Below are 24390 nucleotides of genomic sequence, written 5' to 3' on the forward strand. Positions count from 1 at the left end.
TTTTTTTTAAAGTCATTTTTTAACATTTTAAAGTAAATAATTTATAAGAGCGTTTACTTTAAAAATTAGACGTTTAAATTGTCTATTAACAGAAAAAATCGTACTAATGGCTCATTTTATTGTTATAAAATGAAGTTTTTGTTGGTAATTCTGTTATGATTTTCCTATTTTTATGAACAAGCGGTTTTAAGAACCGTCAAAAAAAATAAAATTAGGATTGATATTTAACACTTTACAATATCAATATTTTCAACCGGGCACGCTTCGCCCATAAAATAATAAATGCTTATGAAAATAGGATTAATCGGATTTGGGAAAACTGGAAAATCAGTAGCTTCAATACTATTAGAAAATAAAAAATTCAGCCTTGAATGGGTTTTAAGACAAAGTAATGTTTTGGAACACAGATCAGTTCCCGAATTTTTTGGAATCCAGTCAGACGAACCCGGCTTAATCTATTCCAGTTCGCATACCTCTGTTCAAGAATTATTAGAAAAACATCCAGTAGATGCCATAATCGATTTTTCTTCTAGTGAAGGAATTTACACGTATGGAGAAACAGCTGCGAGGCACAAAGTGAAGATAATTTCAGCAATTTCTCATTACAAGGAAAAAGAATTGAATTTATTGAAGAAACTGGCAGATACAACTACCGTCTTCTGGTCGCCAAATATCACTTTGGGCGTTAATTACTTATTGTTTGCCGCAAAATTTTTAAAGAAAATTGCACCTTGGGTAGATATTGAAGTAAATGAAGAGCACTTTAAAGCTAAAGAAGGAACGTCTGGAACTGCAGTAAAAATTGCAGAAGCACTAGATGTTGACAAGGAAGATATTAATGTTGTGAGGGCAGGAGGAATCGTTGGAAAACATGAAGTTATTTTCGGTTTTCCTTTTCAAACGGTGCGTTTAATTCACGAATCGATTTCGAGAGAAGCTTTTGGAAACGGAGTTATTTTTGTAGCCGAAAATCTAAAAGAAAAAGAAAAAGGACTTTATAATTTTGAAGATATCTTGACGCCTTATTTTACGGTTTAATTTTTTTTGCTAAGACGCTTAGTTTTTTTGCCGCAAAGACTCTAAGGCACAAAGTTTTTTTTCTCGTATAAGTCGCAAAGTTTTTTTACTGTTTATCTTCCTGAGCGAAGTCGAAGGATAAGTGCAAAGTATTACAAGTATATTTAATCTCGCAAAGTCGCAGAGTCGCGAAAGTTTTATCGAAAAAGATTTGTGCTGTTTGTCTTCCTGAGCGAAGTCGAAGGACAAGCGCAATGTATTTGAAGTATATTTAATCTCGCAAAGTCGCAGAGTCGCGAAAGTTTTATCGAAAAAGATTTGTGCTGTTTGTCTTCCTGAGCGAAGTCGAAGGATAAGTGCAATGTATTTGAAGTATATTTAATCTCGCAGAGTCGCAAAGTTTTAAAACTTAAAAAACTTAAAAAAAGAAAAACTTTGCGACTTTGTGTCTTAGCGGCAAAAAAAAAACTTACTTCCTAAAAGTCAAAGCCTTCATATATTCTAAATTCATTTTAGCAATAGAAAGCACAGAAATGCCTTGTGGGCATTCGATTTCGCAGGCTCTGGTATCAGAGCAATTTCCGAAACCTTCTTCGTCCATTTGTTTTACCATTGAAAGGGCACGTTTCGAAGCTTCAACTTTTCCTTGTGGCAAAAGTGCTAAATGCGTTATTTTGGCACCGACAAACAAAGCTGCACTAGCATTTTTGCATGTAGCGACGCAAGCCCCGCATCCAATACAGGCGGCAGCATCAAAAGCAGCTTCTGCAGTTTCATACGAAATCGGAATACTGTTTGCCTCTGGCGCCTGACCCGTTGAAGCGCCAATAAATCCTCCTGAAGCGATAATGGAATCAAATGCTTTTCGGTTAATTTTTAAATCTCTTAAAACAGGAAAAGCTTTCGCGCGAAAAGGTTCAATATAAATGGTATCGCCATCTTTAAAACTTCTCATATGAAGCTGGCAAGTTGTAATATTTTTTAGAGGACCATGAGCTCGTCCGTTTATCATTACGCCACATTGCCCGCAGATTCCCTCGCGACAATCGTGATCAAATTCAATGACACGTTCTCCTTGCTGAATAAGCGATTCATTCAAAAGATCCAGCATTTCCAGAAACGACATATGTTCAGACACTCCATCAATTTCATAATCTGTCATTTCTCCTTTGGTAGAAGAATTAAACTGCCGCCATATTTTAAGATAAAGTTTCATGTTTTTTTGTTTTTTTAGTTTCAAGTTTCATGTTTCATGTTTGAAGTTTCAGGTTTCAAGTTTTTGATCCTGTTTGTCAGGCTGAGCGAAGTCGAAGCCCTCGCTTTGTGCCTTTCGACTTCGCTCAGGGAGACAACGTCTTTTTAGAAGTTTCAAGTTTCAAGTTCACTTCATGTCTTTTATCTTGCTTCTTGTATCTTCATCAACTCTTCACCATTTATTTATAGCTTCTCACCGCAAGTTCTACAGATTCAAACGTTAAAGGTTCTTTGTGAAGTTCAGGTTCGTTATTTAAACCTTTCCACTCCCAAGCCGATACATAACAGAAATCTGCGTCGTTGCGGACAGCTTCTCCGTCGGCGGTTTGGTATTCTTCTCTAAAATGTGCGCCGCAGGATTCTTCACGTTGTAAGGCATCGTAACACATTAATTCTGCCAATTCAATATAATCGGCAATTCTGCCTGCTTTTTCTAATTCGCTGTTTAAAGTATTATCTCCTGTAATTCTCAGGTCTTTTTCGAAAGAAGTTTTAAGTTCCCGAATTTCGATTAAGGCCTCTTCCAGATTTTTTCTGCTTCGCGAAAGGCCACATTTTTCATACAAAAGGCGTCCGATTTTTTTATGGAAATAATCTGCTGAAAGTGTACCGTTAGTATGTAGAAAACGATCTAACTGTCTTCTTACCGTATTTTCAGCTTCTTCAAAAGCAGGATGAGAAACGTCTGTTTTAGGCAAATTCAATTCGCCTGCCAAATAATTCGGAATAGTGTAAGGCGCAATAAAATAGCCATCGACGCAAGCCTGAAGCAGCGAATTTGCACCAAGACGGTTTGCGCCATGATCTGCAAAATTAGCTTCGCCCAAAGCAAATAAGCCAGGAATCGTAGTCATAAGTTCATAATCGACCCAAAGTCCGCCCATTGTGAAGTGTGCTGAAGGCGAAATCAGCATGGGTTCTTTATAAGCATTTATGCCCGTAATTTTTTCATACATGGCAAAAAGGTTGCTGTATTTGGCTTCGATTTTATCTTTTCCCTGCGCCTTGATGGCATCCGAGAAATCGAGATAAATGGCATTTTTCATTGGTCCAACGCCATGGCCAGCGTCGATTCTTTCTTTTGCCGCCCGTGACGAAATATCTCTCGGTGCTAGATTTCCAAAAGATGGATAACGTCGTTCAAGGTAATAATCACGTTCTTCTTCGGGAATAGCATTAGCATTTCGGTCGTCTGCTGCTTTTTTCGGAACCCAGATTCGTCCATCATTTCGCAACGATTCTGACATTAAAGTCAGTTTAGATTGGTTTTCACCATGTTGAGGAAGAGAAGTAGGATGAAACTGAATCCAGCTCACACCAGCCATAAAAGCCCCTTTCTTATGCGCTCTCCAAAGTGCAGAACTATTACAGCCCATTGCCAAAGTAGACAAATAATATACTTTTCCATAGCCTCCAGAAGCCAGTACAACAGCATCAGCAGCGTGACGTTCTAGAATTCCTGTTTCAAGATTTCGTGCAATTATTCCTTTGGCTTTGCCATCGATAACCACGAGTTCGAGCATTTCGTGACGAGTATACAAATCAACTTTTCCTAAAGATGCTTGACGTTCTAGAGCTTGATAAGCGCCTAATAAAAGTTGCTGCCCAGTTTGTCCTCTAGCATAGAAAGTTCTAGAAACCTGAACTCCACCAAAAGATCTATTATTTAAATATCCCGCATATTCTCTTGCAAAAGGAACGCCTTGCGCAACAGCATGATCGATAAGATGAGCCGAACATTCAGCTAAACGATAAACATTGGCTTCACGAGATCTAAAATCGCCACCTTTTATAGTGTCATAAAACATTCTAAAAGTGCTATCGCCATCATTTTTGTAATTTTTTGCAGCATTTACTCCGCCTTGAGCGGCAACAGAATGTGCACGTCTAGGAGAATCCTGAAAACAAAAAGATTTTATGTTATAGCCTTGTTCAGCAAGAGAAGCGGCACAAGAAGCGCCCGCAAGACCAGTTCCAACAACTATAATATTTAGCTTTTTTCGATTTGCGGGATTTACTAGTTTGGCTTTAGACTTGTAAAGACTCCATTTATCAGCAAGAGGACCTTCGGGTATTTTTGATTCCATCATTTTTAGTGGTTTAAAATGAATTCATGCAAAAGCTTAAAAAGAAAACTAAATTTAGTATAAAATATTGATATTTAGCTGTTTTTTGTATGAATATATTTAAACAAAAAATGGATTTTAAGTAGAAATATGGCTCTTTTTTATCTTTAGTTTAACCCGACAGACATAAAAAAAAATCTGCTAAATCTGCTAAATCTGCGGGAGTAATTTTTGCTCGCAGATTTAGCAGATTCGGCAGATTTATAAATTGAATTGAAATGTTTTTGAAAAAATGAGAAAAAGTTATTTCTCTATTATCATAGTAACTCCTTGACCGCCTGCGGCACAGATTGAAATTAATCCTTTTCCTGAGCCTTTTTCGTTTAATAATTTTGCCATTACGCCAATAATTCTTCCTCCAGTTGCAGCAAAAGGGTGAGCGGCTGCCAAACTGCTTCCTTTTACATTCAGTTTATTTCGATCTATCGCGCCTAGTGGTTTCTTTAAGCCAATTTCGGCACTCAATTCTGGGCTTTCCCAGATTTTTAAAGTGGCCAAAGTTTGTGCAGCAAAAGCTTCGTGAATTTCATAATAATCGAAATCCTGAAGGTTTAATTCTGCTTTTTCGAGCATTCTTGAAGCAGCAAATAAAGGCGCTAATAAAAGATTCTGCTGATTCTTAACGTATTCAATTGCGGCGATTTCTGCAAAAGTGATGTAGGCTAAAATAGGAAGCCCTTGTTCTTTTGCCCATTCTTCGCTAGCTAAAAGAATACAAGAGGCACCATCTGTTAATGGAGTTGAATTTCCTGCAGTCAGCGTACCATTTACCTTATCAAAAGCAGGTTTTAATTTGGCTAATTTTTCAATTGTACTATCTCTTCTCAGATTATTGTCTTTTTCTAATCCGTTAAAAGGCGTAATCATATCATCAAAAAAACCTTCATCATACGCTTTTGCCATGTTTAAATGACTTTTCAACGCAAACTCATCTTGTTCTTCTCTTGATATTTTATAATATTTCGCCGTGATTTCGGTATGTCCGCCCATAGAAAGGCCAGTTTGAGATTCTTCATTTCTAGGAACTAAAGGAGACAAATCTTTTGGACGAAGCTTTAGAAATGTTTTGATTTTTCCGCCCAAAGATTTTGCTTGTCTAGCTTCTAAAAGAATTTTTCTAAGTTTTTCACTAACCGCAATTGGCATATCGCTGATAGAATCTACGCCACCAGCAATTCCAGAATCAATTTGCCCGAGAGCAATTTTGTTGGCGATGTAAATAGCGCTTTCAATTCCGGTATCACAAGCTTGCTGTAAATCGCATGCAGGAGTTGCAGGATCAAGACTGGTTTGCATAACACTTTCGCGAATTAGATTGTTGTCGTAGGTATGTTTAATTACAGCACCTCCAGCAACCTCGCCTAATAATTTCCCTTTTAGATTGTATTTGTCAATAAGACCGTTGAATGCAGCGATCATCATTTCTTTATTTCCCACATTAGAATAGGCCGTATTGGCTCTCGCAAAAGGAATTCTGTTATAGCCCACAATGGCCACTTTTCTTATTGTATTTGATTTCATATCAGGAAGTTATTTGTTTTTGATCATTGAAATTTAGAAATATAAAGATAGAAATAGATTTTGGTTTCAAACTTAATGTAGATTAATATTATCAGGAAATAACTGAGAAATGGCGATTCTCAAAATTTATTCCTACTGATTTAGTCTAATTTGTTTTATTTATTTAGAATGAATTAAAATAATTTGGAAAAGTTGAGATTTGCATCTACTTTTGTCGCTCAATTTAAAATCAAAACCAAATGAAAATAATTATTAATGCAAAAGTTTATCTTTTCGTGCTGTTTTTGAGCTCATTAAATATAATGGCACAACAGCTTGGAACTGTAAACGGAAAAGTTTCTTTGAGTGGCAATAAACCAGCAGAAAATATAGCTGTAGCGTTAAAAGGAACTAAATATTCTGATATTACAACTGTTTCAGGACATTATGAAATTAAAAATGTAAAACCAGGAACGTATACTATTGTATTAAATGGAGTAGGAATTCAAGCTGTCGAGGATAAGATTGTAGTCAATTCAAAACAAACGACAACTAAGAACTTTTCGCTTTCTGAAAGTCAAGAAGATCTTGAAGAAGTGGTTATTAAAAAGAATAAATACAAGCAAAATAACCCTTCATTGTCATTGCGTCTTCAAACTCCTGTTTTAGAAATCCCTCAAAATATACAAATTGTAAGCGGTCAGACTTTAAAAGATCAGCAAATTACGAGTATGAGCGACGGGGTAATCCGTAACGTGAGTGGAGCCGTACGTTTGGAGCACTGGGGAGATTTGTATACGAATATTACGATGAGAGGTTCTCAAATTCAGGCTTTTAGAAATGGATTTAACGTAGTTTCTTCTTTCTGGGGACCCTTAACAGAAGATATGAGTTTTGTAGATCATATTGAGTTTGTAAAAGGACCAGCAGGATTCATGCTTTCAAGTGGAGATCCAAGCGGATTGTACAATGTGGTAACTAAAAAACCAACAGGAGTTACAAAAGGCGAGGTGAGTGTACTTGGCGGAAGCTACGATTTTTATAGAGTAAGCGTTGATTTTGACGGGAAATTAGATAAAAAAGGAAAATTGCTTTATAGATTTAACGGAGCTGCTCAAAACAAAGGATCGCACCGTCCGTTTGAGCGCAATAACCGCTATGTAATTGCTCCTGTAATTTCATATCAGATTGATGATAAAACAAAAATTACGGCCGAATATAATTTCCAGTATGCAAATATGACAGAAGTGGGTTCGTATTATGTTTTTGGGCCTCAAGCAGGTGGTTATGCAACTTTGCCTGTAGGTTTTACTATGACGCAGCCAGGATTGCCTGATACAAATATTCAGGATCATAGCGGATATCTTCAGTTTGAGCACAAGTTTGATGAAAACTGGAAACTTACTGCACAGACTTCTTATTTTAAATATATTCAGCAAGGATATAGTTCATGGCCAGGAGTTGTTGGTCCAGGACCTGCTGACAGAGATTTTGATGGTGTTCCGGAAGGAAATCTTGCTTATGGAGAAATCATTAGAAATGTTGGCATCTGGGACGCAGAAAGTAATATGTACTTAGGTCAAATATTTGTGAACGGAAAATTCAATACAGGAAATGTTTCTCATAAAATATTGGGTGGAGTAGATTTAGGAAGCAAAGATTATATGGCAGATTGGGGACAATCGCATGATTTAGATACCGTTGATAATCCGTTTAATGTTTATAATCCGAATTATGGAACGCCTTCAAATGGCTTCCCGCAGTTTGATCACGATACTCCTTTAAGCCAAAGAGCTGGCGGACTTTACGGTTCAGAATATGCTGCTGGTTATATTCAGGATGAACTTGGTTTTTTGGAGAATAAATTAAGATTGACTCTTGCAGCAAGATATACATGGATTAGTCAGACTAGCAGCTATGAGGCAGAACCAATTGCGGATAGTCATATAACACCTCGTGCAGGTTTGAGTTATTCCATTACTGACGATTTTGCGGTTTACGGCTTATATGATCAAGCTTTTACGCCTCAATCTGGTGTAGTGAGAAGCGGTGATGTAAAACCTCTTACAGGAAATAATGTTGAATTTGGACTTAAAAAGGATTGGTTTGACGGTTCTTGGAATACCAGTTTATCTGTTTACAATATCTTAAAGAAGAATGAGTTAACGGCAGATCCTAATAATCAGCCAAATGAACAATATAAAATAGTTCTAGGTGAAAAAAGAGCGCGTGGTGTTGAATTTGATTTGAGAGGAAAAATCTTCGATGGTTTAAATCTTATCGCAAATTATGCCTTTACAGAATCAACTGTAACTAAAATTGATCCAGATGTTTCTGAAGCTAATGGGATTAAGGTGGGTGATATTGTTCCGGGTTACGCTAAACATACCGCAAATGCGTGGTTAAATTACACGTTGCAGCATGGAAAATTAAAAGGTTTTGGTGCTTCTATTGGAGGAACTTTCCTTGACGGACGCCAGACTGATACTTGGAGTGCAGGTCTTCAAAAACTACCTTCTTACTTTAAATTGGATGGAGGTTTATCTTATGAAACGGGTAAATTTAAAGTTACTGCAAACGTATTCAATATCTTAGATAAATATCTATATAGCGGTTCATACTACAGCTGGTTAAATGCTTATTACTGGCAGACTGAAGCGCCAAGAAATTTTAGAGTTGGTGTTACTTATAAGCTCTAAATTGGTTTGTTATCGTTGAAAAATTGCAAATCACACAAAAGCATCTGACTTAATTGTTGGATGCTTTTTTTTTAAGATTCTGAGGTTCTAAGTTTTTGAGACTTTAAGATTTTTAGTTTCAAAGTTGTATAGTTTTTTTATGAATTGCCTCCAGTTTTAACTGGAGGTACAAATGAAGATTGAAAAAAAGGCTTTAGCCAAACTCGATGTTTGGCTAAAGCCTTTTGGCTTTTGCTCTATTTTTCATCCAGCTAAATCTGGACGCTATTCAATTATTTGAGAGATTTTAAATTTATTATAAATCATCTTTTCTCGCAGATTTTGCAGATCATGCAAATTTTTTAATTTCATACATAATGATAAATTTAATCTGCTAGAATCATATCAATCTGCGTGAAAAATTTAAGCACAGTTACATTAAACAAGAGATAAAAAAAAATCCTTTTAATCTGTATAATCTGTGGCAAAAAATTATCCTTTCTTAATCAAAGGAATCAATTTTGTACCAATCAATTCAATGGCATTCATTAATTGTTTATGTGTCAATCCCGCATTGTCCATCTGGAAAGTAAATCGATCCACACCGCCAAGTGCTTCGCTGTGGCGAAGAATTTTCTCTGCAGCTCTTTCTGGACTTCCTACAATTAAAACACCTAAATCATCAATTAAGCCATCAAATTTGCCTTTTGTTACAGCAGGCCAACCTCTTTCATATCCTAATTTTGTCCATAATTCGGCATAACCGGGATAGTATTCTTCAATTGCTTTTTCCGTTGTGGTGCCAACATATCCAGGCGAATGCAAGCCTACTTTTAATTCATTTGGTTTATAGCCAGCTGCTTTTCCTGCTTCACGATATAAATCGACTAAAGGTTTAAAACGATGTGTTTGTCCGCCAATTACGGCAACCATTAACGGAAGTCCTAACGAACCAGCTCTTATAAAAGATTCTGGTGTTCCGCCAACGCCAAGCCAAATGGGTAGTTTTTCTTGTAAAGCTCTTGGATAAACAGGTAAATTATTTAAAGCAGGACGAAATTTTCCTTCCCAGCTTACAAATTCATTATCTCTAATTTGAAGAAGCAGTTCGAGTTTTTCTTTAAATAGAGCATCATAATCTCTCAAATCATATCCAAAAAGGGGATAAGCTTCAATGGCAGATCCTCTCCCGACAACAATTTCAGTTCTTCCTTTTGAAATTAAATCTAAAGTTGCAAAACTCTGGTAAACCCTCACTGGATCTGCAGCACTTAAAACGGTAACGGCACTTGCCAGTCGGATATTTTTTGTTCTAGCCGCCGCTGCACTCAAAATGACAGCCGTAGCAGAATCTAAAAACTCTTTTTTATGATGTTCTCCAATTCCGAAAACATCAAGACCAACCTGATCTGCAAATTCAATTCGCTGCAGGAGCTGTTCCATAGCGTCAACACTGCTCAGCGTGTTGTTATCGCCATACATTGCCGAAGCAAAACTGTCTATTCCTATTTCCATTTTTTAAATTTTAAATTCCAATATCTAAATCCCAAGTTTCAAATTTCAAATTCCAAATTCCACAATCTAAAATCCACAATCTACAATCTAAAATTTTTTTAATGTGAGAAACCAAAGGATATACTGATAATGATAATCATGATTACAATCAATGTAATGCCAACGTACAGGTAATCTTTTTCCAATAAAAATGAAAATAACGAAAGCAGTACACGTAAAACGGGTGTCATGAACAAGAAAATAATTCCTGTAAATATTAATGATTCTCCGTTTCCTTGAATTGCACCATTGTAAATAGCGGTAATTACTTCAAATATATTTCGGTCATTTTCTTTAAAAACAGAATAATCTTCAATTTGGCTTCCGTTGTGAATTAAATATACAATTCCGCCAATAAAAGCAACCGATAATGAAATCCAAACTCCGTAACGAAGCAAGTTTCCTATAATAGTTTGAAAATCTTTTTCTCCAAATTTTTCTTCTTGTACCATATTAGATTTTTCCATTTAGTCCGTTATAAATCATGTTTATTGCCAAAACAAAAATCAGGCAGGCAAAAAATATTCTCAATTTCTTCGGATTTGTTCTTACTAAGATTTTAGCTCCGGCCATTGCTCCAAACAAAACTCCAATTACAACTGGCATACAAATTCCAGGTTCGATATATCCTTTTTGAATATAAATTACAGAACTCGCCATTGCTGTAACTCCCATCATGAAATTACTGGTTGTTGTAGATACTTTAAACGGAACACGCATAATGTTATCCATCGCGATTACTTTAAAAGCGCCAGAACCAATTCCGAGAAGACCCGACATCATTCCAGCAACTCCCATCATACTAAAACCGCCAATTACATTTTTGGTTCCGTACTTTATCACTTCGCCATCATGAGCAGGATAAGTTCCGTCTAATTTAAGTTTTTTAGCTAGCGGACTAGATTCTAAAACAATGTGTTCTTCTTTCTTTCGAAGCGAATTAATAGCCGAAAAAATAAGCGTTAAACCAAATAAAACCGCGATAAAAGAAGTAGGAGCGATCGTAGATAGCAATGCTCCGCAAACGGCTCCGATTGTAGTAGCAATTTCGAGAAAAATTCCCATTCGCATGTTGGTAATTCCTTCTTTTACATAAGCAGCGGCAGAACCTGAAGAAGTAGCGATAACGGAGACTAAAGCAGCTCCAATGGCATAATGAATATCGACACCGAGAAGAATAGTAAGAAGCGGAATAATAATGATACCGCCTCCTAAGCCTGATAATGAACCAATAAAGCCTGCTAAAAAGGCACCCAGAATCATAATCAGCGTAAAGGTAAGTATTGTCATTTAAGATATGTTTTTGTAATGGCTAATTTACGAATACAAATTTGTTCGAAATAGCTTTATGACCTTAAATATAGCTTAAAAATTTTTTTAGTGGTCAGTTTTTAGTGTTCAGTGTTCAGTTTTTTAGTGTTCAGTCTCAGTCCCAGTGTTCAGTGTTCAGTTTTTAGTGTTCAGTCTCAGTTAGGTTAAGAGTCGAGAAGCTTTGTCAAAGTTTTAAACTTTGACAAAGCTAGCCTTTCTTACCGCAAAGACTGCAAACTTTGACTGCAAACTGCAACTAAAAACTGCGACTAATAACTGATCACTAAAAAACTGACCACTGACCACTGAAAACTGCGACTAAAAACTGATCACTAAAAAAACTGAACACTGAACACTGAGACTGAAAACTAAAAAAAAAGGTATATTTGAAATCATAATGATTACTAAAAGAGCAGTATTGAAGAATAAAATCCTCACGTATTCCTTAACGCATCACAAGAGTTTATTTTCGTACGCAGATCAGAAAGAGTACTTCTATATTCAGACTAGCGAGCATCCTTATATTACCGAGCCTTATCGTGCCGAAAGCTATGCAATTGAGTTTCTAAGAAAAGGAAGTATACTCATGCATACTGGCCTCGAAACAAAAGTGGTTCATGCTCCAGCTATTATTGCTTTAGGACCTTCGGTAATAAGAAGCTTTTCAAAAAATGAGGACGAAATTCTAATTGATATCATATTTTTTAAACCGCAGTTTTTTCTAGAAAATCAAGCAAACGTATTTTTTCTAACCCAGTATGATTTTTTTGAAAATAGTGATAGCAATACCTCTCCACTCGCAAAAGCAGAGGAAAGCAAGTTTGAACGCATTTTTAGCTTAATCAAGGATGTATTAGAAGATCAGTCGAAGCATCAAGCCTCTATTTTGAGAAGTTATTTGTACATTTTAATTTATGAAATTGATGGTATTCAGAAAGAAAAAAATCCCACGGAAGTTCAAAACCCTTTGTATGAAAAGTTTAAAGAATTACTGTTTAAAGACTTTTTGAATTTCAGAAGCGTACAGCATTATGCAGATGAATTAAATGTAAGCCGAAAATATTTGTCTGAAGTCATTAAAAAGCACAGCGGTAAGACTGCGAGTGACTGGATTAGCGAAATGGTAATTCTGGAAGCCAAAGTTTTGTTGCAGAATAAAAAAATGTCCATCAATCAGATTAGCGATTTACTTCATTTTTCTGATCAATCTGTTTTTGGACGATTTTTTAAAAACTATGAAGGTATTTCGCCTTTAGAATATCGAAAAAAACAGATCGATTAAAATCATTCAGCCGACATTTTGCACAAAACAGAAGCCTTTTCGCTCTTTTTTTAGACTAACATTCGGTGCAATTTTGCTTTTTATTTTTAAAGAAAAGAAATGAGTAAAATTGCAAAATTTGTTGTCATAATCAACGATAATGTCTTTTGGATGGAAGACAAGGCCGTTCAATTCTATACCAATTTATTTAAGGAAAAAGAGTTAGGAGAAAAATATGCGGAACAGCATCTTTCGAAAAAAGAGTTGTTTCGAATTCAGAATGATTTTTCGATCGAGATTCTGATGGCTTATCTTGACGAAACTCCGCAAGCGTATTTAAAATTAGATTCGTCGAGAATATTAAACGAAAATCTTGGTGCATCAAAAGCAATCAATCTGAGTGAGATTGTTTATTTTGATGAAGAAGATTTAAAAGCACTTATTAAACGTGCTGAAGAAATTGCTTCTCAGCGAAAACACGATTTAATTTGGGTGAGCGCTTTTACCGTAGATACTGCTTTGATCGATATTTTACGATCATTAAATTACGAAGAATTTGATGGGAAAGAAAGTATAGAAGATCAATATCCGAAACGAATTTATTTCCGTAAAAAGATGTGAACAGATGTTTTTTAAGCTGAACTTTTCGAAGCGATTAACTTTGTCAAAGTTTAAAACTTTGACAAAGTTTCTAGAATGCTTTTATCGAAAATTATATTCTATTGTCAACGGCATAAGATGTTTTACCAATATTGGCAAGCAGTAAAGCCGCTGCGCAACTTGTCCAAACCGAATAGTCGAAAGGCGCTTTTACAGAAACAGAAACCGACATAGCAAATGCAAAAAAGAACATTAAAAGGGTAGTTCCTAAAGCGGCAAGTCTGGTTTTGAAACCGAATAACAATAGTAGACTTAGTAAAACTTCAAAGAAAGTGGCAATTCCTGCGAGGACTTCTGCTGTGGCTTTGTTGGCAAAAGAATTTAGAGATTGGGTGTAGATTACGAAGTTTTCCCAATTTCCCCAGGCAACTGCGTGAGATCCTGGTGCGCCCCAAACTCCAAATCGGTCCGCTACGGCCGAAAGCATTGTGATTCCTAAAACTATTCTTAAAATTAAACCTGCTTCTAATATTGTGATATTTTTCATTCTATAATTAATTTTTGATTTGAAGATGTTCTAGGTTCTTCTTAACCAAAGTTTTGTTTCCAACTACTTTAAAACCAAGCTTTAAGTACAGTTTTTTAGCACTCGGATTGTCTTCCTCAACCAGCAGACCTAAAACCTCTTTATTTTTATGAACGTATTTATCTATCAAAAATTGCAACAATTGAGAACCAATTCCTTTTCCCTGATATTTCGGATTCACGCCCAACGAATCTATATAATATTCGCCTTCACGGGTCTCAAATTCAGGATCGAATTCAGGATTATAATGTTTTCTAACATATTCAACAATAGGATTTCGTAATTCTTCAATGTCAGCACCATTATAAATGTTTACTGCACCAATGATTTCATTATTGTCTTCGGCCACAAAACAGTTTTGATAAGAATATTGATTGTTTTCTCGTTCAACGAAATATTGCAGAAAGTCTTTCGCGGAAGCGTAATCTTCTTTAGCTATAAATTTATAGATGATGTCTTCCATTGCTAACAATAATATAGGAGCAATATATTTTGAGTCTGATTTTTCGGCTTTTCTGATATTCATAGTAAAGTGTTTTTTACAAATTTAAGGCTTTATTTAAACACATAGAAACATAGCTTTTCTTTGTGTTGGAAGGCGTTTCACTTGTTTAAATGCACATAGCTTTGTGTTTTAAAATTTGAGAGCTATGTGTAGAAACTAGTTTCTTTTTTGTATTCTTAATTTACATTTAAAATTCTATGTTTCTATGTGTTTAAATTATTTCACGCAGATTTTAAAGGATTTGAGCAGATCTTAGTAGATTATAAATAAAAAATCTGCAGAATCGGCTATAATCTGTAAAATCTGCGTGAAACAAAAAACACATTGTGCTTAATATATACAAATATACACTCAATATATACCAATTATGAGATTGCAACTCATCTTATCTTTGTAGTATAGTTTTAATTTAAACATTAAAAAGAAATGAAAGCAATAGGATTTAAAACATCATTACCCATAGAAAACCCAGAAAGTTTTATCGAATTTGAAGCTGTAAAACCAATTCCTGGGCCACACGATTTATTAGTTAAAATTGATGCGATTTCAGTAAATCCAGTCGATTTTAAGATTCGCCAAAATAGTGCGAAAGACACCGTTTTAGAAACTCCAAAAATTATAGGCTGGGACGCTGTCGGAATCGTTCAATCTGTCGGACAGGATGTTACTTTGTTTGAAGTAGGCGATCCGGTTTATTATGCTGGAGATATTACCAAACAAGGTAGCAATGCCGAATATCAGATTATAGACGAAAGAATTGTTGGCAGAAAACCAAAAGCATTAAGTATTGAAAAAGCTGCTGTAATTCCGTTAACGGCTTTAACGGCTTGGGAAATTCTATTTGACAGAATCAGAATTAGCGCTGATAAAGACAAAGGAAAATCCATTTTAATTATTGGTGGAGCAGGAGGGGTTGGTTCAATTGCCATTCAGCTAGCCAAGAAAATTGCTGGCTTAACCGTTATCGCAACAGCGTCGCGTCCAGAAACGATTGCTTGGTGCAAACAGCAGGGAGCAGATTTTGTTGTAGATCATAAAGATTTGGTTTCCTCTGTTCGAGAAGCTGGTTTTGAGTACGTTGACTTTATTTTAGATTTCGTAGACACCAATGCTTACTGGGACATTATGACTGAATTGATAAAACCTCAGGGACATATTGCTTCAATTACAGGAAGCAGTGATCCTGTTGCATTAACCAAGTTGAAAAGTAAAAGTGTTTCTTTTTCTTGGGAATTGATGTACACCCGTTCTATGTATCAAACGGAAGACATGATCGAGCAGCATAATATTCTGAATATTGTAGCCGATTTACTCGATGATGGAATCTTGAAAACGACTTTAAATGCCACTTTAAACGGACTTACAGCCGAAAATCTAAAGAAGGCACACGAACTTTTGGAATCGGGAAAAACAATTGGAAAAATTGCGATAAAGTTTTAAAGTAAAATCGTGTTTGTGATAGTCTAAAAACGGTTATTTGGAATTGTTTTAAATAAGATTGTTTTACATTGGGGAATTTTTGTATTTTAGTCGGCTTATAAACCCAACTTTGATATAAATTTTTAACCTAAACAAAATTTTTTATGATTTCAAAAAACACAGACCTTGGATTATTGCTATTGCGTATTAGTACTGGTGGATTAATGCTTTTTCACGGTGTTTCTAAATTGATTCACGGAATTTCTTTCCTTGTAGAGAACATGAGTGCATTTGGATATGCGGTTTACATTGGTGAAGTTTTAGCTCCAATTGCTATTTTATTAGGATTTAGAACTAGAATTGCTGCAGTTCTTTTGGCTATTACTTGTGTGGTTGCAGTTGCAACAGCCCACGCTCAGGACATTTTCACCATTAGCGATCACGGAGGTTATGCTTTAGAATTATTAATGCTTTACCTTTTTGGAGCTATTGCTTTGTTTTTTACTGGAGCAGGTAAATTTGCCCTTTCTAAAAACAATCAATGGGACTAATTTATTAGGTCACTTATAAATATAAGAAAGCTCTAAATTTCGATTTAGGGCTTTTTTATTTAAATCCCTTTCATTTTGAAAATCAGCCTATCATTTTGATAAGCTTTTGCAAATTGATTAAAGCCGATTTTTTATTATTTGCTTTATAACGAATGGTTTATTGTAGTTTGAGATGCTATGGCATGCCTTTTGTTTTTATGTTGTAGATTATTAAACAAGCCTTTAATTATACAACATTTAAGAAATATGAAAACAAGTAATAAAAGAAATAAAGAAATCACAAAAACGTACTTTTCAAATAAATCTAGACGAAATAAAGATCGATTCGTTAACTTAATGGTTTTTACATTAGTTCTTTTTATCACCGTTATGCTGATTGCTAAAATAGTTTAGGTATCATGAAAACTATAGAGTATAGAAAAGATGCAACTGTTTTTTCTTCCCATGAAAAAGCTGCCGAATCTTATGATTTTATTTTAGAAGAAACAAAAGCCAAACATGTTTTTTATCTAAATGAAATCTGCCAAGAAACATTATTATCTGCCAAAGCTCGCGGAACAGGAATCTCAAGTAGACCGCCCGAGCTTCTTGAAAAAAAGATGAGAGAAGGTGAAGCCGTTATCGCAATTACACGAGATGGAAGATGGGCCGGTTTTGCTTTTATATCTTCGTGGGAAAACGGCAAATATGTTTCAAATTCGGGATTAATTGTTGCGCCTGAGTTTAGACACACTGGACTGGCAAAAAAAATTAAAAGAAAGATCTTTGAACTCAGCCGTAAAAAATATCCCGAAGCCCTTATTTTCAGCCTAACGACAGGTCTTGCCGTTATGAAAATGAATCACGAACTTGGCTTTGAACCCGTTACTTACGCTGAATTGCCAAATGATGAGCTTTTTTGGGAAAACTGTAAAAGCTGTATCAACTGTCCCGTTTTATTAAGTAAGGACAGAAAAAACTGTTTGTGTACCGCTATGCTGTACGATTCGAAGAAAAATGGCTCTGCTGTTTCAGATTTTTGATAAGGAAGCTTAAAAATCTTTTTTATGCTATTTTTGCACTCAAATTACCAAAATAGCAATGAAATCTTTATCAGCACTTTTCTTTTTTATTCTTTCTGTTTCTATCCATGCACAATCTGTCAACGGTACTGTAAATGACGGAAGCGGAAAATCTTTATCAGAAGTATTAATTCGTGATTTGACCTCAAAAACACACGCACATACTGATGCCAACGGAAAATTTACATTGGAAGGAGTGGAGGTAAATGATAGTTTGCTGATTACAAAAAAAGGATTTTCTCCTCAAAAAATTAAACTTGCTTCTTTGGATTTCTTAACGATTTCAATAAATGAGAAACCTTTTTTGTTGGAAGAAGTTAAGATTAGCAATAATCTAAAATACCTGAATACTATTTCTAAAATTGATTTTGAAATCCAGCCAATTTCAAATTCTCAAGATCTGCTGCGAAAAGTCCCAGGACTTTTCATCGGTCAGCACGCAGGAGGAGGAAAAGCAGAACAGATCTTTTTAAGAGGTTTTGACTGTGATCACGGAACCGATATTAACATCACTGTTGACGGAATGCCCGTAAACATGGTTTCGCACGCACACGGGCAAGGGTATTCAGATCTGCATTTTGTAATTCCGGAAACAGTCGATAATATTGATTTTGATAAAGGAGCTTATTTTGTAGATAAAGGCGATTTTACAACTGCAGGATATGTTGGCTTTAATACCAAAAATGCTTTACAGAATAGTTCTATTTCTTTTGAAGGCGGACAGTTTGATACCTTCCGTACTGTTGCGATGTTTAATTTATTGAATAAAGAAAACCAATCGGCTTATTTTGCGGGAGAATACATGATGACGGATGGTTATTTTGATGCGCCTCAGAACTTTAGCCGAATTAATTTATTTGGAAAATATAATGCTAAAATGGAGAATGGAGATCGTCTGACTATTTCGGTTTCCCATTTTAAAAGCCAATGGGATGCCAGCGGACAGATTCCAGATCGCGCTGTAAACGATGGAACCATTTCGCATTTTGGAGCAATCGATTCTAATGAAGGTGGAAATACAGATAGAACCAATTTCAATCTGCAATACGATGCAAAAATTGACGAAAATACGCATATCAAAAGCAGTGCTTATTTGAGCAAATATGATTTTGAGCTGTATTCTAATTTTACTTTTTTCTTGAATGATCCTGTAAATGGCGATCAGATTAAACAAAAAGAAAATAGAACGATTGTAGGTTTTCAGTCGGAATACGATCAGAAACTAAATGAAAAATGGCGTTTTAAATTGGGCGCTGGACTTCGAAATGATAATAATAAAGATGTAGAGTTGTCTCATACATTAGACAGAAAAACGGTCTTAGATTATTTGAGTTTAGGAACGGTAAATCAAACTAACTTATTTACGTATTCAAGTCTTGATTTTACAGCAGGAAAATGGCTGGTAAACGGAGGTTTGCGTTTAGATTATTTCAAATTTGGCTATGAAGATCAATTGGCGGCGACTTACAGCAATCAGACGCAGACCAAAGCAATTGTGAGTCCGAAACTGAACTTTTTGTATACGCAGAATGAAAAATTAAACTATTTCTTGAAATTAGGAAAAGGATTTCATAGCAACGATACACGTGTAGTAGTGGCGCAAAAAGGGGAAAAGATTCTTCCAGAAACGTACGGAGCAGATTTAGGAATCAATTGGAAACCATTTCCCCGCATGATTGTTAATTCGGCAATTTGGTATTTGTATTTAGCGCAGGAGTTTGTTTATGTTGGAGACGAAGCGGTTGTTGAACCAAGCGGAAAAACAGAAAGAAAAGGTTTCGATTTTGGTTTTAGATATCAATTGACCAATTGGTTATTCTGGAATACCGATTATACCTATACGCACGCAAGAGCAATTGACGAACCTAAAGGAAACGATTATCTTCCATTAGCTCCAAAAAACACGTTGATGAACGGAATTTCGGTAAAAGATCTAAAAGGATTTTCAGGAAGTATAAGAACTCGTTTCTTAGGAGATAGACCAGCAAACGAAGATAATTCAGTTATAGCAAAAGGCTATTGCATTACCGATTTTTCTGTGAATTATCAAATAAAGAAAGTCTCGATTGGCGTAAACATCGACAATATTTTCAATACAAAATGGAAAGAAACACAATTCTTAACCGAATCAAGACTGGCAAATGAAACCGATCCTGTAGAAGAAATTCATTTTACAGCAGGAACACCGTTTAATGCAAGATTGATATTGAAATATATGTGGTAGAAATTAGTCAATATGTCAATTAGAAAATGTGCCAATTAGATAATGTGAGTAATTATCTAATTGGCACATTTTCTAATTAATGGTTTATTTTAAATCGAATTGAATTGAATTGAACTCTTCATATTTAATAGAGGCTGTCATTCCGTAGGAATGTTTCGTCGGTAGAAAAAAAATGGTATCCCAAATTTACGTTCCGTAGGAACGTTTGATATGTTTAATGAAAAAAATATGAAACTAACCAAACGTTCCTACGGAACGTAAAACGATTTAAAAACATAATTTTTTCTACCGATGAGATGTTCCTACGGAACATAAAATGAATATTAGCTGTTTTGATTTTTGAGATAGCCTTTTTTTAAACCCAAATCTAAAATCTGAAATCAACAATCTATTATCGGGTAAAATAACATTTTTACCGAGCAGATAGTGTGTTCTACCGATCACAATTTTAATTGATATACTCGCGATATACTTTTGATCAAAATTAAAACCTTAAATCAAAATTATGTCATTATTTACACCCCTTCTTTGGATTTTGCTAATCGCTCCGATTATTGTTATTGCGTGTTTCAAATCGGAAAAATTGAATTTAAAATATTTAGGATTTTTCATTTTATATTTTCTTGCCGATGTGTTTTTACAGGCTTCAGGAAAACAATTGATAAATCTTGATTTAAAGTTCAATTGGGCAGGAAAATTCCTGAGCTTAGTTTTAGCATTGATTATTATCTTTTCGGTTTCAAAAGAAGAAAGAATCAAAATCGGATTTACTTCTAAAACCAATTCGCCAACAAATTTGAAATTCGGATTATTAGTTTTCTTCGGATTCACTTTCTTCGACATTATTTTTAAACTCATTTTATTTCCAAAAGGAAATGCCTTCAATCTAGAAACTTTTCTTTTTCAAGCCACAATGCCTGGATTAACAGAAGAAATCCTTTTTAGAGGAATCTCTTTATGGCTTTTAGATAAAGCTTTTGCGCCAACATGGAATTATCGAGGCATTAAATTTGGCTGGGCGTTTGTTATCGTAACGGTTTTATTTGGAGTTTCGCACGGAGCAATTTTAGATCAGGATCTACATTTGAAGTTGGATATTGTTACAATGGTGTACTTAACCTTGATTTCTTCTTTGAGTGTTGGTATTCTAAGACAGTTTTCAGGAAATCTTATTTATTCTATTCTAGGGCATAACACGATTAATTTGATCAATGCGGTTATTAGAATTTTATAAAAAATGAACTCAATAAGTAATTAATTTTTAAACACATTTCGAAAAAGAAAAGGGAAAGAAACTAGTTTCTCACACATAGATATAAATTTTGCAAACATCTCTAGATACAACTATGTGTATTGAAATAAAGTGAAACGTCTCTAAACGCAAAGAAAATCTATGTTTCTATGTGTTTAATATATTTCCGCATTCAGTGGAAAAAAATAAATTATATTTGAAACTGCTTTACAAATCTTTTACATGCCAAATACCACATCGACTTCGGGATATTTTTTAGATAAAATGGCGTTGCTGAATTTTGATCACTTTTTTACGAGAAGAAATCGAATTTTACTGCACGTTTTCATGTGGTTAGGTTTTTCTGTTTTGCTTTTTTTGAGCTATGTAATTGGCTATAAATTAGTCTATTTTGATGCTGTTTTGCTAACAATAAGAATGGCATTGGTCAATATGATAGTATTTTATATGCTGTTCTATTTACTGTTGCCAAAGATATTTTCAGAAAGCAAAAACCGAATTATAATATTGCTGCTATTGGTTTTTCCAGTTTCCATATTGGTCTGGATGGCGGCGACGTATTTTATTTCGTTGTTTTATTATGCTTTAGGTCTTGAAATTACTTTTGGAGAACTGAAAGGCGTTATTAAAATGAGTGCAAATCAAACTTTTCTAGAAGCGGTTTCTCCAAAAAGAATGCTTTCTCAAACTATAATTGTCATCTCATTGCTTTCGCCTTTTTGTTTTGCTAAAATATTGGTCGAAATCACGAAATTGTATAACAAGAAATTTCAAATTGAAAGAGAAAAGGCCACTTTGGAACTTCAGAATATTCAAATTGAAAAAGACTTTCTGAAAGCGCAGTTAAATCCGCATTTTTTATTTAATACTTTGAATAATCTGTACGGACTGACGGTTAGGAAAGACAATCTGGCGCCAGAATTAATTTTGAATCTTTCTGATATTATGAGCTATACGCTCTACGAATCAAATACCGAAATGGTCCGTTTGGAAAAAGAATTGGACTTTATCAAAAATTATATCGCTTTAGAAAAAATGCGTTATCCCGATGATACCAATATTCAAGTCAGCATTGAAGGAGAAAGAAATACACCAGGACTTTTTATAGCACCGCTTCTGACTTTTACTTTTATAGAAAATGCGTTCAAGTATGGTTTGAAAACCAAGAATGCTTTTGTAAAACTAGACATTAAGATAGAAAATAATGCATTTTTGTTTAGTTTAAAGAACGATTCTGAAAAAATGGTACACGAATCAGTCTTTGGCGGAATAGGAGCGCAAAACGCTTGTAAACGATTAGAATTGCTATATCCCGACTTGCATGAGTTAGAAATTGAAAGATTGGAAAGTTCGTTTAGAGTCGATTTAAAAATTGTATTAAGGAAATAATGGAAAAATTAAAATGCATTGTCGTTGACGATGAGCCGATTGCAAGAGATATTATCGAATCGTTTATTGCTGAAGTTCCGTTTTTGGAATTGAAGAATTCGTTTGCAGAAGCCTCTAAAGCTTTTTTGTTTCTGGAGGATAACGAAATTGATATTGTTTTCAGCGATATTGAGATGCCTAAATTTAACGGTTTAGAATTGGCGCAGTCGCTTACCAAAGCTCCGATTATTATTTTCATCACGGCACATCGCAATTTTGCTTTGGAAGGGTTTGAAACAGGAGCAGCCGATTATCTCTTAAAGCCCGTTCGTTTTGATCGTTTCCTGAAAGCGGCGAATCGTGCCAAAGAATATCTTTCGCTAAAGAAAACAACTTCTGTTCATCAAATCAATTCCGATCGTATTTTTATCAAATCAGAAGGGAAGCTGATTAAAATCCTTTTGAGTGAAATTCTTTATGTCGAAGCCCAAGGAGATTATCTGAAATTCGTCATCAATGGCGCATCATACACAACTTTAGGAACTTTAAAATCTATGGAAGAAGTGTTGAGGCTTCCGATGTTCTTTCGTGTGCAACGCTCTTTTATTTTAAATCTGGAAGCGGTGAGAAGTCTCAACGGAAATGTTGTGGAACTAATCGATGGGAAAACTATTTCGGCAGCTCTGAATAAAAAGGACGAATTGTATCAGTTATTGGGGATTCGGTAATGAGATAATTTGGCAATTAGAAAATTAGAAAATGGGTGTAATGTTTCTTTTTTTTAATAAATAAGATAACTTAAAAATGAATTGTTTTTAAAATTTTGAGTATTTTTTACTGTTTAATGTGTTGATTTACATATTCATTGTTAATTGCTTGTTTGTTAATTTTTTATAAAATTTTTAATTGTTTACTTAGATATGGTTTTAATGGCTTTTGAATTGGAAAATAACACTTTGCTAATAGTTGTGTAATAGGCTTAAAATTATATTAAAAAACTTTAAAAGCAGGAGAGAAGCGAGTTATGATTTATTTATTTGAATTTTTGACTGAAAACGTATAAGATTTAAGTCAGAAATTATGAATTGAAGAACGTGGTTAGAACGAATTTTTTAATCTCTTTTTTTTGAAATTAAGAAATGATTTTTGTGGTAAAATAACTGTTTTTTATTAGATTTTCTATTATAGAGGTTTTCTATAGTGGCATGTTAAGGTGTTGATTTTTAGTTTTTAAATGGTTTTGGTTAAATGAAAAGTTTAATAGCTTAAATTGGAGTGTATTTTTTGCTTTTGAATTTGCTTTGTGTTTTTTATTGCTATTTTTTAGTAGAAAAAAAGCTAAAAAAAGCTTTAAAAAGACCAATTTATTTTGCTGTCAAATTGGGGTGTTTTTTTTTGTCTGAGCAGGTTATTTTAAAAATAGATTCAGATGACCAGCGTCTCGTTTTAAAATTCAATTTTTACGCTTTTACGAAATGAAATAGAGGTTATTATTTTAACGTTTTAGCCCGCTTTTAACATAGAATTAATTTTAATATTGTCTATTTCAGTTCAGATTCGTACATTGTTAAAAATTACAGACATGACTAAAAAAATAGAAGATTTAATTCCGCATCGTGCTCCATTTCTCTTTGTAGATGAAATTATTTCTTATACAACAGACACAATCGTTGGTTTAAAGACATTTACAGATAAAGATGCCTGGCTTCAGGGCAGTTTTCCTGATTTTAATTTTGTTCCGGGAACTATTTTGATCGAAGCCATGGCACAATGTGGCGGTGCAGGTATAAAGCTTTTAGGAATTGCAGATGGCGTTTTTGGATTGGTTAGTATGGATAATGTTGAATTTTTTGCAGGCGTTGAGTTCAATAAACTCGTTAAATTTGTTGTAAAAAATATTCGCACAAGCGAAAAAATCATAAAACAATCTGGAGAAGCTTTTGATGAGGATAGATTGATTATGAAAGGGGAATGGATGTGTGTGAAGCTGCAGTAGGAGGATAGAGGATAGAGGATAGAGAATAGAGAATAGAGATAGAGAATAGAGAATAGAGAATAGATAATAGATAATAGATAATAGAATTGATGTATAGAAAGGGATTTTAAAAGAAAAATAGTTTTTT

At 34.6% G+C, this 24390-nt stretch carries 20 protein-coding genes; 12 read left to right on the top strand and 8 right to left on the bottom strand.

The features are described 5' to 3' along the window. Positions 1-288: 288 nt before the first annotated feature. A complete protein-coding gene (locus tag ACFO3N_RS18890) occupies positions 289-1038 on the top strand; it encodes a 4-hydroxy-tetrahydrodipicolinate reductase (RefSeq protein WP_379800360.1) in 750 nt (249 codons plus the stop codon). A gap of 448 nt (positions 1039-1486) precedes the next feature. Here ACFO3N_RS18890 and ACFO3N_RS18895 read toward each other — a convergent pair whose 3' ends face one another. From ACFO3N_RS18895 to ACFO3N_RS18905, 3 genes are all read right to left on the bottom strand, one after another. After that, positions 1487-2233, bottom strand: coding sequence for a succinate dehydrogenase/fumarate reductase iron-sulfur subunit (locus ACFO3N_RS18895; protein ID WP_379800362.1), 747 nt, complete (start codon positions 2231-2233; stop codon positions 1487-1489). Between the two features lie 217 nt (positions 2234-2450). Further along, entirely contained in the window at positions 2451-4361 is a 1911-nt protein-coding gene (locus ACFO3N_RS18900) for a fumarate reductase/succinate dehydrogenase flavoprotein subunit (protein ID WP_379800364.1), read from the bottom strand. 279 nt (positions 4362-4640) lie between these two features. Beyond that, positions 4641-5918: an acetyl-CoA C-acetyltransferase gene (locus ACFO3N_RS18905; RefSeq protein WP_379800366.1), complete on the bottom strand. Its 1278-nt coding sequence runs from the start codon at positions 5916-5918 to the stop codon at positions 4641-4643. 239 nt (positions 5919-6157) lie between these two features. Between ACFO3N_RS18905 and ACFO3N_RS18910 the strand changes: the two genes are divergently transcribed. Then, on the top strand, positions 6158-8596 hold the full coding sequence (locus ACFO3N_RS18910) for a TonB-dependent siderophore receptor (protein ID WP_379800368.1): 2439 nt from the start codon (positions 6158-6160) through the stop codon (positions 8594-8596). 471 nt (positions 8597-9067) lie between these two features. Here the strand turns inward: ACFO3N_RS18910 and ACFO3N_RS18915 are convergent, their stop codons facing one another. The 3 genes from ACFO3N_RS18915 to ACFO3N_RS18925 all read right to left on the bottom strand — a co-directional run bounded on the left by ACFO3N_RS18915 (position 9068) and on the right by ACFO3N_RS18925 (position 11419). Continuing rightward, positions 9068-10090, bottom strand: coding sequence for an LLM class flavin-dependent oxidoreductase (locus ACFO3N_RS18915; protein WP_379800370.1), 1023 nt, complete (start codon positions 10088-10090; stop codon positions 9068-9070). Between the two features lie 98 nt (positions 10091-10188). Then, on the bottom strand, positions 10189-10596 hold the full coding sequence (locus ACFO3N_RS18920) for a DUF1634 domain-containing protein (protein WP_095927569.1): 408 nt from the start codon (positions 10594-10596) through the stop codon (positions 10189-10191). Continuing rightward, entirely contained in the window at positions 10583-11419 is an 837-nt protein-coding gene (locus ACFO3N_RS18925) for a sulfite exporter TauE/SafE family protein (protein WP_095927568.1), read from the bottom strand. The genes ACFO3N_RS18920 and ACFO3N_RS18925 overlap by 14 nt, the downstream gene beginning before the upstream one ends. Positions 11420-11858: 439 nt before the next feature. Between ACFO3N_RS18925 and ACFO3N_RS18930 the strand changes: the two genes are divergently transcribed. Together ACFO3N_RS18930 and ACFO3N_RS18935 are read left to right on the top strand one after the other, a co-directional pair. Further along, on the top strand, positions 11859-12722 hold the full coding sequence (locus tag ACFO3N_RS18930) for a helix-turn-helix domain-containing protein (RefSeq protein WP_379800372.1): 864 nt from the start codon (positions 11859-11861) through the stop codon (positions 12720-12722). A gap of 99 nt (positions 12723-12821) precedes the next feature. Beyond that, a complete protein-coding gene (locus tag ACFO3N_RS18935; protein ID WP_379800374.1) occupies positions 12822-13322 on the top strand; it encodes a hypothetical protein in 501 nt (166 codons plus the stop codon). 91 nt (positions 13323-13413) lie between these two features. On the opposite strand, the gene ACFO3N_RS18940 is transcribed toward ACFO3N_RS18935, so the two are convergent. Continuing rightward, positions 13414-13848, bottom strand: a complete 435-nt coding sequence (locus tag ACFO3N_RS18940) for a DoxX family membrane protein (RefSeq protein ID WP_379800376.1) — start codon at positions 13846-13848, stop codon at positions 13414-13416. Between the two features lie 7 nt (positions 13849-13855). After that, positions 13856-14413, bottom strand: coding sequence for a GNAT family N-acetyltransferase (locus ACFO3N_RS18945; RefSeq protein WP_379800378.1), 558 nt, complete (start codon positions 14411-14413; stop codon positions 13856-13858). A 405-nt stretch (positions 14414-14818) separates the two neighbouring features. Here ACFO3N_RS18945 and ACFO3N_RS18950 point away from each other — a divergent pair, with 405 nt between their 5' ends. The 8 genes from ACFO3N_RS18950 to ACFO3N_RS18985 all read left to right on the top strand — a co-directional run bounded on the left by ACFO3N_RS18950 (position 14819) and on the right by ACFO3N_RS18985 (position 24263). Next, the gene (locus ACFO3N_RS18950) at positions 14819-15832 is read left to right on the top strand and encodes a zinc-binding alcohol dehydrogenase family protein (protein ID WP_379800380.1); all 1014 of its coding nucleotides are present in this window, start codon (positions 14819-14821) and stop codon (positions 15830-15832) included. A 143-nt stretch (positions 15833-15975) separates the two neighbouring features. Then, entirely contained in the window at positions 15976-16362 is a 387-nt protein-coding gene (locus tag ACFO3N_RS18955) for a DoxX family protein (RefSeq protein ID WP_379800382.1), read from the top strand. 398 nt (positions 16363-16760) lie between these two features. Then, entirely contained in the window at positions 16761-17384 is a 624-nt protein-coding gene (locus ACFO3N_RS18960) for a GNAT family N-acetyltransferase (protein ID WP_379800384.1), read from the top strand. Positions 17385-17442: 58 nt separating this feature from the next. Then, entirely contained in the window at positions 17443-19647 is a 2205-nt protein-coding gene (locus tag ACFO3N_RS18965) for a TonB-dependent receptor (protein WP_379800386.1), read from the top strand. A gap of 505 nt (positions 19648-20152) precedes the next feature. Continuing rightward, the gene (locus ACFO3N_RS18970; protein WP_379800388.1) at positions 20153-20881 is read left to right on the top strand and encodes a CPBP family intramembrane glutamic endopeptidase; all 729 of its coding nucleotides are present in this window, start codon (positions 20153-20155) and stop codon (positions 20879-20881) included. Between the two features lie 240 nt (positions 20882-21121). Next, on the top strand, positions 21122-22288 hold the full coding sequence (locus tag ACFO3N_RS18975; protein WP_379800390.1) for a sensor histidine kinase: 1167 nt from the start codon (positions 21122-21124) through the stop codon (positions 22286-22288). After that, on the top strand, positions 22288-22995 hold the full coding sequence (locus ACFO3N_RS18980; RefSeq protein ID WP_379800392.1) for a LytR/AlgR family response regulator transcription factor: 708 nt from the start codon (positions 22288-22290) through the stop codon (positions 22993-22995). Before ACFO3N_RS18975 ends, ACFO3N_RS18980 begins: the two co-directional genes overlap by 1 nt. Positions 22996-23849: 854 nt before the next feature. Then, positions 23850-24263: a 3-hydroxyacyl-ACP dehydratase FabZ family protein gene (locus ACFO3N_RS18985; RefSeq protein WP_095927837.1), complete on the top strand. Its 414-nt coding sequence runs from the start codon at positions 23850-23852 to the stop codon at positions 24261-24263. The last annotated feature ends 127 nt before the right edge of the window (positions 24264-24390 follow it).

Origin of the sequence: Flavobacterium chungangensis (assembly GCF_042654045.1) — a bacterium.
GTDB lineage: Bacteria > Bacteroidota > Bacteroidia > Flavobacteriales > Flavobacteriaceae > Flavobacterium > Flavobacterium chungangensis.

Bases quoted from the DNA above. Each gene is read 5' to 3' on its own strand.
- ACFO3N_RS18890 (WP_379800360.1), top strand. From the start codon at position 289: ATGAAAATAGGATTAATCGGATTTGGGAAAACTGGAAAATCAGTAGCT.
- ACFO3N_RS18895 (WP_379800362.1), bottom strand. From the start codon at position 2,233: ATGAAACTTTATCTTAAAATATGGCGGCAGTTTAATTCTTCTACCAAA.
- ACFO3N_RS18900 (WP_379800364.1), bottom strand. From the start codon at position 4,361: ATGATGGAATCAAAAATACCCGAAGGTCCTCTTGCTGATAAATGGAGT.
- ACFO3N_RS18905 (WP_379800366.1), bottom strand. From the start codon at position 5,918: ATGAAATCAAATACAATAAGAAAAGTGGCCATTGTGGGCTATAACAGA.
- ACFO3N_RS18910 (WP_379800368.1), top strand. From the start codon at position 6,158: ATGAAAATAATTATTAATGCAAAAGTTTATCTTTTCGTGCTGTTTTTG.
- ACFO3N_RS18915 (WP_379800370.1), bottom strand. From the start codon at position 10,090: ATGGAAATAGGAATAGACAGTTTTGCTTCGGCAATGTATGGCGATAAC.
- ACFO3N_RS18920 (WP_095927569.1), bottom strand. From the start codon at position 10,596: ATGGAAAAATCTAATATGGTACAAGAAGAAAAATTTGGAGAAAAAGAT.
- ACFO3N_RS18925 (WP_095927568.1), bottom strand. From the start codon at position 11,419: ATGACAATACTTACCTTTACGCTGATTATGATTCTGGGTGCCTTTTTA.
- ACFO3N_RS18935 (WP_379800374.1), top strand. From the start codon at position 12,822: ATGAGTAAAATTGCAAAATTTGTTGTCATAATCAACGATAATGTCTTT.
- ACFO3N_RS18940 (WP_379800376.1), bottom strand. From the start codon at position 13,848: ATGAAAAATATCACAATATTAGAAGCAGGTTTAATTTTAAGAATAGTT.
- ACFO3N_RS18945 (WP_379800378.1), bottom strand. From the start codon at position 14,413: ATGAATATCAGAAAAGCCGAAAAATCAGACTCAAAATATATTGCTCCT.
- ACFO3N_RS18950 (WP_379800380.1), top strand. From the start codon at position 14,819: ATGAAAGCAATAGGATTTAAAACATCATTACCCATAGAAAACCCAGAA.
- ACFO3N_RS18955 (WP_379800382.1), top strand. From the start codon at position 15,976: ATGATTTCAAAAAACACAGACCTTGGATTATTGCTATTGCGTATTAGT.
- ACFO3N_RS18960 (WP_379800384.1), top strand. From the start codon at position 16,761: ATGAAAACTATAGAGTATAGAAAAGATGCAACTGTTTTTTCTTCCCAT.
- ACFO3N_RS18965 (WP_379800386.1), top strand. From the start codon at position 17,443: ATGAAATCTTTATCAGCACTTTTCTTTTTTATTCTTTCTGTTTCTATC.
- ACFO3N_RS18970 (WP_379800388.1), top strand. From the start codon at position 20,153: ATGTCATTATTTACACCCCTTCTTTGGATTTTGCTAATCGCTCCGATT.
- ACFO3N_RS18975 (WP_379800390.1), top strand. From the start codon at position 21,122: ATGCCAAATACCACATCGACTTCGGGATATTTTTTAGATAAAATGGCG.
- ACFO3N_RS18980 (WP_379800392.1), top strand. From the start codon at position 22,288: ATGGAAAAATTAAAATGCATTGTCGTTGACGATGAGCCGATTGCAAGA.
- ACFO3N_RS18985 (WP_095927837.1), top strand. From the start codon at position 23,850: ATGACTAAAAAAATAGAAGATTTAATTCCGCATCGTGCTCCATTTCTC.